Source organism: Streptomyces dioscori, assembly GCF_003024195.1.
Classification (GTDB): Bacteria; Actinomycetota; Actinomycetes; order Streptomycetales; family Streptomycetaceae; genus Streptomyces; species Streptomyces dioscori.
This window is the reverse complement of the sequence record NZ_KZ679049.1, coordinates 343,536-356,077: the sequence shown is the minus strand read 5'-3', so window position 1 is coordinate 356,077 and position 12,542 is coordinate 343,536. Positions and strand designations below refer to the sequence as shown.

Genomic DNA, 12,542 nt, shown 5'->3' with positions numbered 1-12,542 from the left:
CAAGTTCTGAAGATCCAGATACCTCCCCCCCCGACCTCCAGTCGACTTGTCTCAGAGGGCATACATGGTGAGTGTTCAATTGCCTCCCGGTGGCCGTGACGTTCCCTACGCGCGCATGCTGTTGCTGCCGGCCATAGTGATGGCCGCCGCGACCGGCACCGCCGTCGCCCTGGTGACGCAGCCGGCTCGCGCGGCCGTCGGCTGGTGCGGAGCCGTCGCGACCCTGCTCGTCATCGCCACAGCGGCGGAAGCGGTCCGGCGCGGCCGGGTCATCCGCGCGGCACGGGCCGAACTAGCCCGCCGCACAGAATCCATGGAACGGCGCGTCTCCCTGCACGACGCCGAGATCGACCATCTCCGCGAGCACCTGCTGCCCACCGTGCTCAAGGCGATGCGCGGCGGCCGGTCCCCCGAGGAGACGGTGCGGCGGCTCGTCGACAACGACCCCGCCCAGCGGAACATCCCCCGCTCCCAGCGCGCACTCCTGATCGAGACGCTGCGGATCATCGACAACGAGGAACTGCAGCGCGAGGCCGCGCAGCGCTCCTTCGTCAACATCGCCCGCCGCGTGCAGGCGATCGTCCACCAGCAGAACGTGGAACTCCGCGAGATGGAGGAGGACCACGGGCGCAACCCCGAGGTCTTCGACGACCTGCTGCGCATCGACCACGGCACCGCGCTGATCGGCCGCCTCGCCGACTCCATCGCCGTCCTCGGCGGCGGCCGCCCCGGCCGCCAGTGGCCCGCGCCGGTCCCGCTGTACAGCGTGCTGCGCGGTGCCATGTCCCGCATCCTGGAGTACCGGCGCATCGAGCTGCACTCCATCGCCAAGGTGAGCGTCGACGGCATCCATGTCGAGCCGGTCATCCACGCCGCCGCCGAACTCCTCGACAACGCCACGCGTTACTCGCCGCCGCACACCAAGGTCCACGTCACCGCCGTCGAGGTGCAGACCGGCGTGGCCATCGAGATCGAGGACGCCGGAGTCAGCCTCAGCGAGGAGGCCCGCACCCGGGCCGAGCGCATGCTCGAACAGGCGGCGAAGGGCCCCGACCTCAACCAGCTCGGTGAGGACCCCCGGCTCGGCCTCGCCGTCGTCGGCCGCCTCATGGACATGTACGACATGCAGGTCTCCCTGCGCCAGTCCGCGTACGGCGGCGTGCGCGCGGTCCTCGTCGTACCGCGCAAGCTGCTCACCGAGGGGGACGCGCCCGCGCTCGCGCACGGCATCGGTGCCGCCGCCGTGCCCAAGGTCGACTTCGACGGCGTCGAGGGCCCCGCGCGCAAGGAGAAGAAGCGCCGCCCCACCACCGGGCCCCGTACCTCCAAGCCGGACGAGATGGAGGACGACGTCCCCGAGGTCACCGAGTGGACCGCCAACGGCCTGCCGCAGCGCCGCAGCCGGGTCCACGTCCCCTACAGCCAGCGGGTGAAGGAGGCCAGGGCCGCCGAGGCGGAGGCCGAGGCCGCGCGCAAGGAGGGCCGCCCCGTCATCGACTGGACCCGGTCGTCCACCCAGGTGCCCAAGAAGAAGAAGGAAGAGAAGGAACCCGGGCTGTGGGTCGAGGCGTTCATGGCCGGCCTCAAAGGCGACGGCGACCAGCCGCAGACGCCCGGAGCGACGAACAGTCCGGCCCGCACCGAGGCCGACGACGAGGGGGACCTCAAGTGATCCAGCAGCGCGCCAATTTCGACTGGATGCTCAAGGAGCTGTCCGACGGGGTGTACGGCACCCGGCAGGTGGTCGTCCTCTCCGCCGACGGTCTGCGCATCGCCCGCTACGGCGGCGACCCCGACGCCGCCGACCGCATCGCCGCGGCCTGCGCCGGACTCCAGAGCCTCGCCGGGGCCGTCGCCACCGAGATCCCCGACACCGACGGCAAGATGCGCATGGTCATCATCGAGATGGAGGGCGGCTACTTCTACATGATGGCCGCGGGCCCCAACGCCTACCTCGCGGTGCTGGCGGAGGCCCACGTCGACGCCGGACTCATGAGCGCCCGGATGCGTGACCTCGTCGTCCGGATCGGCGCGCACCTCACGAGTCCGCCCCGGCGGAACGGGCAGACCGTATGAGTCCTCCCCAACGACGCCGCCGCCTGCCCAAGGCGGCGCCCAAACCGAAACCCGCGCCCCCGCCCGAAGGGCCCGGCCCACACGCCGGGCCGGGCGGGCAGGGCAGGCCTCGCGAGCCGGAACGGCTGTACGTCGTCACCGGCCAGGTCGAGGGCGGCGACCGCGCCGAACTCGACCTGGTGACCTTAATCGTGGCGTGCGCCGACGCCCCGCCCACCGCCCAGCCGGAACAGTCGGCGCTGCTCCGGCTCTGCCAGGCCCCCATGTCCGTGGCCGAGGTCTCGGCCTATCTCAATCTGCCGGTCAGCGTGGTGACCGTACTGCTGACGGAGCTGCTGACGGCCGAACTGGTACAGGCGCGCGCTCCGATCGTCCGCGCGGAGCTGCCCGACCGTTCCCTTCTCGAAGCGGTGATGCATGGACTTCAAAAGCTCTGACACCGTCCCGGGGCCCCGCGCCGAGGACCATCTCCCGCACACGGCGACCGCCGCGGTGAAGATCGTGATCGTGGGCGGCTTCGGGGTCGGCAAGACGACGATGGTGGGTTCCGTCAGCGAGATCAGGCCGCTGACCACCGAAGAGACCATGACGCAGGCCGGCATCGGGGTCGACGACAACTACGGCTCCGACACGAAGACGGCCACCACCGTCGCGATGGACTTCGGCCGCATCAGCATCACCGAACAGCTGGTGCTGTACCTGTTCGGCACCCCCGGCCAGGAGCGCTTCTGGTTCCTGTGGAACGGGCTGTTCGAGGGTGCGCTGGGCGCGGTCGTCCTGGTCGACACCCGGCGCCTGGAGGTCAGTTTCGACGTCATCGGACGCCTGGAGGAGCGCGGGGTGCCGTTCGTCGTCGCCGTCAACGACTTCCCGGACGGGCCCCGTTACCCCATGGAGGACCTGCGGGCGGCGCTCGATCTGTCCGAGGAGATTCCCATGATGAAGTGCGACGCGCGGCGGCGGGCTTCCAGCCGGGACGTCCTGATGACGTTGATGCGGTTTCTGCACTCCATCGCGATGGCCTCGGCGTGAGCGCTCCGCTGCGTGCGCCGTGCTGACCTGCGGGTCCGGTGGGGGCTGGGCGTACCCACGCGGCGGAGCCGCAGATCGACACAGCCCCGCGCCCCTGAAGACGGGGCTGCGCCCCTGTCCTCAGCCTGTCGCCGTATTCATTCGCCCGACATTCCCGACCCCGGATGAACCCCTCCCCGAAAGCGATCACCGTGACGTCTGAATCTCATTCTCCGACCGATATGGACGAGCCCATGGCCGGGCCGCCACCGGGCTGTCCCGCCCACGGCACGGGGCCCGGCGGGCTGCGCCGGCTGTACGGGCCCGACGCGCAGGATCTGGCGGGGCTGTACGAGAAGCTGCGCGCCGAGCACGGTGCCGTCGCGCCCGTGCTGCTCCACAACGATGTGCCCATCTGGATGGTGCTCGGACACGGCGAGAACCTCCACATGATCAGCAATCCCTCGGTCTACACCCGCGACAGCCGTATCTGGACGCCCCTCCTGGACGGCACCGCGGGTCCCGACCACCCGCTGATGCCGCTCATCACCTGGCAGCCCATCTGCTCCCACGCCGAGGGCGACGAACACCAGCGGCTGCGCGGCTCGGTGATGGGCGCCATGTCGACCATCAACTCCCGCGACCTGCGCCGCCACATCAGCCACTGGACCCAGGAGCTGGTCAACCACTTCTGCCACCGCGGCACCGCCGACCTGGTCTCCCAGTTCGCCGAACATCTGCCGATGGCCGTGCTGTGCGAGATCCTCGGTATGCCCGAGGAGTACGACGACCGGATGGTGCAGGCCACCCGCGACCTCCTCAAGGGCACCGAGACCGCGATCGCCAGCAACGAGTACGTCATGAGCGTGCTGATGCGGCTCACGGTGCGCCGCCGGGCCGAGCCCGCCGAGGACTTCACCAGCCATCTCATCAACCACCCGGCCGGACTCACCGACGAGGAGGTGGGCCAGCATCTGCGGGTCGTCCTCCTCGCCGCGTACGAGGCCACGGCGAACCTGCTGGCCAACGTGCTGCGCGTGGTCCTCACCGACCCGGGTTTCCGCGCCCAGCTCAACGGCGGCCAGATGACGGTGCCCCAGGCGGTGGAGCAGTCCCTGTGGAACGAGCCGCCGTTCAGCAACGTCCTCGGCTACTTCGCCAAGCAGGACACGGAGCTGGGCGGGCAGCGCATCCGCAAGGGTGACGGGCTGCTCCTCGGGATGGCGGCGGGCAACGTCGACCCGCACGTCCGCCCGGACCTCAAGGCGAACATGATGGGCAACCGCTCGCACCTCGCCTTCGGCGGCGGCCCGCACGAGTGCCCCGGCCAGGACATCGGCCGTGCCATCGCGGACGTCGGCGTCGACGCGCTCCTCAAGCGGCTCCCTGACGTCCAGCTCGCCGTGGACGAGGACGACCTGGCCTGGACCGCGTCGATCTCCTCGCGGCACCTCGCGGAACTGCCGGTCGTGTTCGCCCCGGCCTCGCCGCAGGACGTCATGGAGCGGCCCGGTGTGAGTGAGGTGCCCCGCCCGCGTCCCGACTGGGACACCTCCGACCCGTCCCTGGAAGCCACCCCCGTGCCGCGCCCCACGATCGACCTGCCGGAGCCCCCGGCGGCCGACCCGGCCACCGGACCGGAACACCGGCTCGGCGCCTGGCAGCGCTTCGTGCGCTGGTGGCGCGGCTACTGAGCCCGGCCGGCACGACGTCCGGCCGGCGCGACGTCACCCGGTCCGACCGTCACCGGACCAGTCGTCGTGCGCCGACCAGGCCTGGAGGGCCCGTCGGCTGCGGAACGCATGGCTGTGCCCCGTGAGCGGATCGGTGAACTCCAGTACCCGCGCGAGCAGTTGAAGCGGGCGCCGGAAGTCACCGGCCGGCACGGGGCCGGTGACCACCGGATACAGCGGGTCGCCGAGGATCGGCACACCCAACGCGTTCATGTGCACCCGCAGTTGATGGGTCTGGCCGGTGTGCGGCAGCAGCCGGTAGCGGGCCCGGCCCTCTCGGTGCTCCATCAGCTCGACCCGGGTCTCGGCGTTCGGCTCGCCCGGCACCTCCTGGGCGGCGAGCACGCCCCGCTCCTTCAGGATCCGGCTGCGGACCGTCACGGGCAGGTCCAGCGCCGGTGCGTACGCCGCCACCGCCTCGTACTCCTTGCGTACGAGACGGTCGCGGAACAGGGACTGGTACGCGCCCCGTTCCTCGGGCCGCACCGTGAACAGCACGAGTCCGGCGGTGAGCCGGTCGAGCCGGTGCGCGGCGCCCAGCGCCGGCAGCCCGAGGTCCCGCCGCAGCCGTGCGAGAACCGTCTCGGTGACATGGCTGCCCCGGGGTGTCGTGGCGATGAAGTGGGGTTTGTCGGCGACCACGATGTGTTCGTCGTGGTGGACGACCTCGACGGGGAACGGCACCCGCTCCTCGTCGGGCAGCTCCCGGTGGAACCACACGAACAGGCCCGGCGCGTAGGCCGTGTCCGCCGTCACCGGCCGCCCGTCCGCGTCCACGATCTCCCCGGCGCCGAGCATCCCCTCGATCACCGCGGCCCGCGGTGCGAGCCGCTCCAGCAGGTACTCCCGTACGGTGCTCCAGGCCCCGCCGGCCGGCAGCCGCACCCGCACCGGGTCCACCCCTTCGCGCTGAGGCAGAGGAGAGGGCGGGATCCTGCTTTTGCTTCTCACCTGATCAGCGTACGCAGAGGGGCGCTGGGAACTGCGCGACCAGCCCTTACCGACCCGCAGACACAAGTCGTACCCACCCCGGAGGGGACCCCCTCAGGCTGAGGCGGCAGGAGGCGCACCCTCCTGCTCGGCCTCGACCTGCGCGTTCCAGTCCCGCTTCGCGGCCTGCCACCCGTCCTCGTTGTGCCCCAGCCGCCAGTACCCGGAGATGGAGATGTCCTCGCGCGGGATCTCCCGCTCGACGCGCAGCAGCCGCCGCAGCTCCTTCACGAAGCCCGCCTCGCCGTGCACGAACGCGTGCACCCGGCCCGCCGGGAACTCCAGTGCCCGTACGGCCGCCACCAGGGCCTCGCCGACGGGCCGCTCACCGCGGTGCAGCCAGACGACCTCCACGGCGGAGTCGAACTTCTGCTCCTCCTCGGGCCCGGAGACCTCCACGAAGGCACGCACCTGTGCTCCGTGGGGCATTCCCTCCAGCGAGGCGGCGATGGCGGGCAGCGCGCTCTCGTCACCGGCCAGCAGATGCCAGTCGGCCCCGGTGTCGGGCGCGTACGCCCCGCCCGGTCCGAGGAACCGTACGAGCTCGCCCGCCTGGACATGGGCGGCCCAGGGCCCGGCGAGCCCCTCGTCGCCGTGGATCACGAAGTCCAGGGTCAGTTCACGCTGCTCGGGGTCCCAGGCGCGCACGGTGTACGTACGCGTGACGGGCCACTGCTCGCGGGGGAACTCCTCGCGGATCCGCGCCATGTCGAAGGGCTCCGGATACGTCACGCCCTCGGCGCCGAACAACAGCTTCACGTAGTGGTCGGTGCTGGTGCCCGCCGTGAAGTCGGCGAGCCCCTCGCCCCCGAGGACCACGCGCTGCATGTGCGGAGTCAGCCGTTCCGTACGGACGACCCGCGCGGAGTGCGGCTTGGGAGCCTTGCGTGCCGGACGCTCTGCCATAACGGCCTCCAGGATAAGTTCGCTAAGGCTTACCTAAGTTAGCACCTCTCCCTGTGCCGCACCCTGGTGACACGCCTCAGTCGGACAGGGGGCAGTGATGCGACCCCACGTGTCCAGTGTCCCTCTCAGGAACCCAGAGTCGACAGCAGCCGCGTCAAGGAACCGCCGAGACCCCAGCGCGCCGCCAGCGCGTCGAGTGCCGCCGGATCCCGAGGCGTGCGCGGCAGCGCCGTGTCCACCTCCGGCAGGGGCACGTCACCGGCCACCTTCACGACCTTGGGCGCGACCGACACGTACGGCCGCGACTCGGCCAGGCGCTTGCGCTGCGACGGGGTCAGCCTGGCCTTCGGGTCGTCCACCGCCGCCATGATCGAGGCCAGGTCCCCGAACTCGGCCAGCAGTTTGGCGGCCGTCTTCTCACCGATGCCCGGCACGCCCGGCAGCCCGTCGCTGGGGTCGCCGCGCAGCAGCGCGAGATCCGCGTACCCCGGTCCGTCGACGCCGTACTTCTCGCGCAGCCATGCCTCGTCCGTGAGCTGCAGGGAGCCGACGCCCTTGAGCGGGTACAGCACGCGGATGCCCCGCTCGTCGTCCACCAGTTGGTACAGGTCGCGGTCGCCGGTGACGATGTCGACCGGGCCCGTGGCGCGGCCGGTGAACGTGCCGATCACGTCGTCCGCCTCGTACCCCTCGACGCCCACGCGCGCGATGCCCAGCGCGTCCAGGATCTCCTCGATGACGGGCACCTGCGGCGAGAGGGTGTCGGGCACCTCCTCCTCGTCCGGGCCGGTCTCCGTCTCCCGGGCCACACGGTGCGCCTTGTAGGAGGGGATCAGGTCGACCCGCCACTGCGGGCGCCAGTCCGCGTCCATGCAGGCCACCAGGTCGTCCGGGTGGTGGTCCTTCACCAGGCGGTCGATGAACTCAAGAAGTCCCCGCACCGCGTTCACAGGAGTGCCGTCCGGGGCCTTCACGGATTCCGGCACCCCGAAGTAGGCGCGGAAGTACAGGGATGCGGTGTCGAGGAGCATGGTTCGCCGGGGCTGCTGAGTCTGCTGCGTCACGCCTCGCATCATGCCGTACGGCACTGACAGTCACCGCCCGGCGCGGACAGTGCGCGAAACGGCCCGCACGGCGAGGCGGGCGAAGGCGAGTTCCGCAACCGTCGGGAAGTAAACAAAATGTGAACTGGGACACGGTCGGGTTTGCGCCAAGGGAGTCGGGGCAGGGGCGCAACCGGAGCGAACCCGGTCGCATTTTCAACCACACCTGAACATGCGCGGACCGGATGAGCGGGCGGAACCCGCATCGCTCCACGGCCCGCCGGCGGGGGAGGCGGGCCGTCTTCGTTCGACCGGAGAGGTACTTGTGTCATCCAGGCTGCAGGCGGAACAGCTCTACAAAGTGTTCGGCAGACGACCCGGCGAGGCCGTCGAGCGACTGCGAGGGGGAGCCGACCGTGAGGAACTGCGCGCCGACGGCACCACCGCCGCGGTGATCGACGCCTCCTTCACGGTGGAACCCGGCGAGATCTTCGTCGTCATGGGACTCTCGGGATCCGGCAAGTCCACGCTGCTGCGCATGCTCAACGGCCTTCTGGAGCCGACCGCGGGACGCGTCGTCTTCGACGGGCAGGACCTGACCGCGCTGAACGACCGTGAGATGCGCGAGGTGCGCTCCCGCAAGGTGAGCATGGTCTTCCAGCACTTCGCGCTCTTCCCGCACCGCAGCGTCCTGGAGAACGCCGCGTACGGCCTTGAGGTGCAGGGGGTGCCGCGCGCCGAACGCCACGAGCGCGCCAACAAGGCCCTGATCCTGGCCGGCCTCGCCGGCTGGGAGAAGTCCTGGCCCGACGAACTGTCCGGCGGTATGCAGCAGCGCGTGGGCCTCGCCCGCGCCCTCGCCACCGACGCCGACCTGCTGCTCATGGACGAGTCGTTCAGCGCGCTCGACCCGCTGATCCGCCGCGACATGCAGGACCAGCTGATCGAACTGCAGAAGAAGCTCAAGAAGACCATCGTGTTCATCACCCACGACCTCAACGAGGCCATGCGCCTGGGCGACCGCATCGCCGTCATGCGGGACGGCCGGATCGTACAGATAGGCACCGCCGAGGACATCCTCGTGCGCCCCGCGAACGACTACGTGGCCTCCTTCACCCAGGACGTCGACCGCTCCCGCGTCCTCACCGCTGCCTCCGTCATGGACACGGAGCTGCGCGGCAACGAGGCGGACTGCGGCTGCGAGACAGCAAGGCCCGACTCCTCGTTCGGCGACCTGTGCGCGATCAGCGCGCGGCTGACGCATCCCGTCGCCGTCGTCGACAAGAAGGGGAAGCTGGTCGGAGTCGTGCCACGGCGGCGGCTCGTCGGCTTCCTCGGTGACGAGCAGGGGGAACCCGCGCCCTGCGACTCTCCCGGCGGCAAGACCCTCGGGGCGGTGAAGACCGATGCCTAGAGTCCCCTTCGGCGACTGGGTCAACGACGCGGTCGACTGGCTGCTGAACCACATGGCGTGGCTCTTCGACTTCTTCAAGACCGTCTTCCTCGGCGCCTACGACGGCATCAACGCCGTCCTCCAGGCCCCCGAACCACTCCTCCTCGCGGGCATCTTCGCGGTCATCGCGTTCTGGCTGCGCGGCACCTCGGCAGGTCTCCTCACCTTCGTGGGATTCGCGTTCATCGACTCCCTCGAACTGTGGGAGAACGCGATGGTGACCCTGTCGCTGGTCCTGGTGGCGACGATCATCGCGCTCGTCATCTCCGTGCCCGTCGGCATCTGGGCGGCCCGCTCGGACCGGGTCAGCGCCATCGTGCGGCCCGTGCTCGACTTCATGCAGACGCTGCCGGCGATGATCTATCTGATCCCGGCGATCCTGTTCTTCGGCACCGGCGCCCCCGCGGGCATCGTGGCCACCCTGATCTTCGCGCTGGCACCCGGCGTCCGGATGACCGAGCTGGGCATCCGGCAGGTCGACAAGGAACTGGTCGAGGCCGCCGACGCGTTCGGCACCACCCCCGGCAACATCCTGCTGCGCGTCCAGCTGCCGCTGGCCCTGCCCACCGTCATGGCGGGCGTCAACCAGGTCATCATGCTGGGTCTGTCCATGGCCGCCATCGCGGGGATGGTCGGCACCGGCGGGCTCGGCGGTGACGTGAACGAGGCCATCGGCCAGCTGAACGTCGGCCTCGGCTCCGAGGCGGGCGTCGCCATCGTCATCCTCGCCATCTACCTGGACCGGATGACCAGCGCGCTGGGCACGCAGGTCTCGCCGCTCGGCCGCCGCGCCGCCGCCAAGCTGCGCGCCGCGCAGGGCCTGAAGATCTGGACCTACCGTCCGCAGCCCACCGTCGCCGTGATCGGTGTCGTCGTCCTCGCGCTCGTCGCGGGCGGCATGGGCATGTTCGGCTCCGACGACACCGAGACTGCCGCGTCCGACTCCAAGAACGTCGGCCAGGGCAAGAAGATCACCATCGGTTACATCCCGTGGGACGAGGGCGTGGCCTCCACCTTCCTGTGGAAGGAGATCCTGGAGCAGCGCGGCTACAAGGTCGACGTCAAGCAGTTCGACGCGGGCCCCCTCTACACCTCCCTCGCGCAGGGGGACATCGACTTCCAGACCGACTCCTGGCTGCCGGTCACGCACGCGGAGTACTGGAAGAAGTACGGCAAGCAGCTCGACGACCTCGGCTCGTGGTTCGGCCCGACGTCCCTGGAGCTGAGCGTGCCGGCCTACATGGACGGCATCGACTCCCTTGAGGACCTCAAGGGCAAGGCCGGCGAGTTCGACGGCAAGATCACCGGCATCGAGTCCAGCGCCGGAATGATGGGCCTCCTCAAGAAGAAGGTCCTCAAGGAGTACGGGCTCGACAAGGAGTACAAGGTCGTCGACAGCTCGACGCCGGCGATGCTGGCCGAGCTGAAGCGCGCGTACGCCAAGAAGGAGCCGTTCGTCGGCACGCTCTGGTCGCCGCACTGGGCGTACAGCGAGTACAAGCTGAAGAAGCTTGAGGACACCAAGAACGCCTGGGGCAAGGGCGACGGTGTGCACACGCTGTCCCGCAAGGGGTTCGCGAAGGACGACCCGGTCGTCGGCAAGTGGCTGAAGGACTTCAAGATGACCGAGGAGCAGCTCACCGGCCTTGAGGCGGAGATCAACAAGGCGGGCAAGGGCGCTCAGCAGGACGCCGTGCGCACCTGGCTGAAGAGCAACTCCAAGGTCGTCGACGAGCTGGCCCCGGTCGCGAGCTCCTCGTCGGGCACCCCCGCCGAGGCGAAGAAGGCCATCGACGTCGCCTGGTTCCCCTGGGACGAGGACGTCGCGGTCACGTACCTGTGGAAGGACGTCCTGGCCCGGCGCGGCTACACGCTGAACCTGAAGCAGATGGACGTCGGCCCGGTCTACACGGGCCTGGCCTCGGGCGACATCGACCTCAACTTCGACGCCTGGCTGCCGTACGCGCAGTCGAACTACTGGAACAAGCACAAGGACAACCTGAAGGACCTCGGCACCTGGTACGAGCCGACGTCTCTGGAGATCGCGGTGCCCTCCTACGTCAAGGACGTCAAGTCCCTGGCGGACCTCAAGGGCAAGGCCGACACGTTCGACGGCAGGATCATCGGGATCGAGCCGGGCACCGGCGAGATGAACCTCCTGAAGAAGGACGTGCTTCCGGGCTACGGGCTCGACAAGGAGTACGAGGTCGTCGACGGCTCGACGCCGGCGATGCTGGCCGAGCTGAAGCGCGCGTACGCCAAGAAGGAGCCCGTCGCCGTCGTCCTGTGGTCCCCGCACTGGGCCTACAGCGAGTACGAGCTGACGAAGCTCTCGGACGAGAAGAAGCTGTTCGGTGAGGGCAACACGATCCGGACCATCTCCAACAAGAAGTTCCCCGGCGAGTATCCGCAGCTCACCAAGTGGATCAAGAACTTCAAGATGAGCGAGGACGAACTCGGCAGCCTGGAGGCCGAGATCAAGGACCGCGGCCAGGGACATGAGGAGGACGCCGTGTCCGCGTGGCTCAAGGAGCACCCGGACATGGTGGAACGTATGACTCCGTAGCAGCGGACGAGTACGGACGAGGAGGGGCGGACGGTGCCGTACGGTGCCGTCCGCCCCTCTCCGCATATACACGACGGATGCGGCAATGTTTACGGCAATGTGACGGCCGCATGAAACGGTTTGGCGAACACCCGTAGGGTGCAGACAACACATCAGGAACCCGCGCACCGACGACGCACAGGGGGGAGCCGAAGCGATGGACGAGAACAAGGAATCCCTTCGAGTGGGCGCGGCCGTCAGGCGGCGGCGCCGGGCGCTGGAGCTCACCCTCGCCGTCGTCGCGGAGCGCAGCGGCCTGTCGGTGCCGTTCCTCAGCCAGGTCGAGAACGAACGGGCCCGGCCCAGTACGCGCTCACTGGAACGCGTGGCCGACGCCCTCGGCACGACCCGCGTGGAGCTGCTGGCCGCCGCCGACCCGGCGCGCAGTGTCGACGTGGTGCGCGCCGACGACTCCGAGTTCACCCATGAGCCCCGTGTGCGCCCCCTGGTGCGCGGTCACCACCAGTTGCACGCCATGGAGTTCTCCGGCGACCAGGACGCCGGCCGCGAGTTCCAGCACCGCAACGACGAGTTGATGTACGTGGCCGAAGGCGTCGTCGAGGTCGAGGCGGAGGGCCGCGCGTACCGGCTGGGCAAGGGCGACACCCTGTATCTGACCGGCGGGGTGCGCCACCGCTGGCGGGCCACCGAGGAGGACACCCGCGTCCTGGTCGTCGCGGTCGCGGACCACATCGAGGCGGTCGACGATCTCAGCCGGTGAGCGG

General features: G+C 69.7%; 11 protein-coding genes. 8 read left to right on the top strand and 3 right to left on the bottom strand.

Annotation, left to right across the window (positions count from 1 at the left end; genetic code table 11):
- Positions 1 to 64: 64 nt before the first annotated feature.
- The 5 genes from C6Y14_RS29285 to C6Y14_RS29265 all read left to right on the top strand — a co-directional run bounded on the left by C6Y14_RS29285 (position 65) and on the right by C6Y14_RS29265 (position 4,781).
- A complete protein-coding gene (locus C6Y14_RS29285) occupies positions 65 to 1,672 on the top strand; it encodes a sensor histidine kinase (RefSeq protein WP_107019842.1) in 1,608 nt (535 codons plus the stop codon).
- Positions 1,669 to 2,076 carry a roadblock/LC7 domain-containing protein gene (locus C6Y14_RS29280; RefSeq protein WP_107019841.1) on the top strand — a complete coding sequence of 136 codons (408 nt, stop codon included), beginning with the start codon at positions 1,669 to 1,671 and terminating at the stop codon, positions 2,074 to 2,076. Before C6Y14_RS29285 ends, C6Y14_RS29280 begins: the two co-directional genes overlap by 4 nt.
- On the top strand, positions 2,073 to 2,513 hold the full coding sequence (locus C6Y14_RS29275) for a DUF742 domain-containing protein (protein ID WP_107019840.1): 441 nt from the start codon (positions 2,073 to 2,075) through the stop codon (positions 2,511 to 2,513). Before C6Y14_RS29280 ends, C6Y14_RS29275 begins: the two co-directional genes overlap by 4 nt.
- Positions 2,494 to 3,108 (top strand): GTP-binding protein, encoded by a 615-nt coding sequence (locus tag C6Y14_RS29270; protein ID WP_107019839.1) that lies wholly within the window; start codon positions 2,494 to 2,496, stop codon positions 3,106 to 3,108. Before C6Y14_RS29275 ends, C6Y14_RS29270 begins: the two co-directional genes overlap by 20 nt.
- 221 nt (positions 3,109 to 3,329) lie before the next feature.
- Positions 3,330 to 4,781, top strand: coding sequence for a cytochrome P450 (locus tag C6Y14_RS29265; RefSeq protein ID WP_107019838.1), 1,452 nt, complete (start codon positions 3,330 to 3,332; stop codon positions 4,779 to 4,781).
- Positions 4,782 to 4,814: 33 nt separating this feature from the next.
- Here the strand turns inward: C6Y14_RS29265 and C6Y14_RS29260 are convergent, their stop codons facing one another.
- The 3 genes from C6Y14_RS29260 to C6Y14_RS29250 form a co-directional block, all read right to left on the bottom strand.
- Positions 4,815 to 5,771, bottom strand: a complete 957-nt coding sequence (locus tag C6Y14_RS29260) for an RluA family pseudouridine synthase (protein WP_107019837.1) — start codon at positions 5,769 to 5,771, stop codon at positions 4,815 to 4,817.
- A 93-nt stretch (positions 5,772 to 5,864) separates the two neighbouring features.
- Complete coding sequence (locus tag C6Y14_RS29255) at positions 5,865 to 6,716, bottom strand: siderophore-interacting protein (RefSeq protein WP_107019836.1); 852 nt, start codon at positions 6,714 to 6,716, stop codon at positions 5,865 to 5,867.
- A 125-nt stretch (positions 6,717 to 6,841) separates the two neighbouring features.
- Positions 6,842 to 7,789 carry a 5'-3' exonuclease gene (locus C6Y14_RS29250; protein WP_225891344.1) on the bottom strand — a complete coding sequence of 316 codons (948 nt, stop codon included), beginning with the start codon at positions 7,787 to 7,789 and terminating at the stop codon, positions 6,842 to 6,844.
- 295 nt (positions 7,790 to 8,084) lie between these two features.
- Here C6Y14_RS29250 and C6Y14_RS29245 point away from each other — a divergent pair, with 295 nt between their 5' ends.
- The 3 genes from C6Y14_RS29245 (at position 8,085) to C6Y14_RS29235 (ending at position 12,538) form a co-directional block, all read left to right on the top strand.
- Complete coding sequence (locus C6Y14_RS29245; protein ID WP_107019835.1) at positions 8,085 to 9,173, top strand: quaternary amine ABC transporter ATP-binding protein; 1,089 nt, start codon at positions 8,085 to 8,087, stop codon at positions 9,171 to 9,173.
- Positions 9,166 to 11,778, top strand: a complete 2,613-nt coding sequence (locus C6Y14_RS29240) for an ABC transporter permease/substrate binding protein (RefSeq protein ID WP_107019834.1) — start codon at positions 9,166 to 9,168, stop codon at positions 11,776 to 11,778. The genes C6Y14_RS29245 and C6Y14_RS29240 overlap by 8 nt, the downstream gene beginning before the upstream one ends.
- A 196-nt stretch (positions 11,779 to 11,974) precedes the next feature.
- The gene (locus C6Y14_RS29235) at positions 11,975 to 12,538 is read left to right on the top strand and encodes a helix-turn-helix domain-containing protein (protein ID WP_107019833.1); all 564 of its coding nucleotides are present in this window, start codon (positions 11,975 to 11,977) and stop codon (positions 12,536 to 12,538) included.
- The last annotated feature ends 4 nt before the right edge of the window (positions 12,539 to 12,542 follow it).

Coding starts and splice junctions, on each gene's coding strand:
- C6Y14_RS29255 (WP_107019836.1), bottom strand. CDS start 6,716: ATGGCAGAGCGTCCGGCACGCAAGGCTCCCAAGCCGCACTCCGCGCGG.
- C6Y14_RS29235 (WP_107019833.1), top strand. CDS start 11,975: ATGGACGAGAACAAGGAATCCCTTCGAGTGGGCGCGGCCGTCAGGCGG.
- C6Y14_RS29240 (WP_107019834.1), top strand. CDS start 9,166: ATGCCTAGAGTCCCCTTCGGCGACTGGGTCAACGACGCGGTCGACTGG.
- C6Y14_RS29285 (WP_107019842.1), top strand. CDS start 65: ATGGTGAGTGTTCAATTGCCTCCCGGTGGCCGTGACGTTCCCTACGCG.
- C6Y14_RS29275 (WP_107019840.1), top strand. CDS start 2,073: ATGAGTCCTCCCCAACGACGCCGCCGCCTGCCCAAGGCGGCGCCCAAA.
- C6Y14_RS29250 (WP_225891344.1), bottom strand. CDS start 7,789: ATGCGAGGCGTGACGCAGCAGACTCAGCAGCCCCGGCGAACCATGCTC.
- C6Y14_RS29265 (WP_107019838.1), top strand. CDS start 3,330: ATGGACGAGCCCATGGCCGGGCCGCCACCGGGCTGTCCCGCCCACGGC.
- C6Y14_RS29270 (WP_107019839.1), top strand. CDS start 2,494: ATGGACTTCAAAAGCTCTGACACCGTCCCGGGGCCCCGCGCCGAGGAC.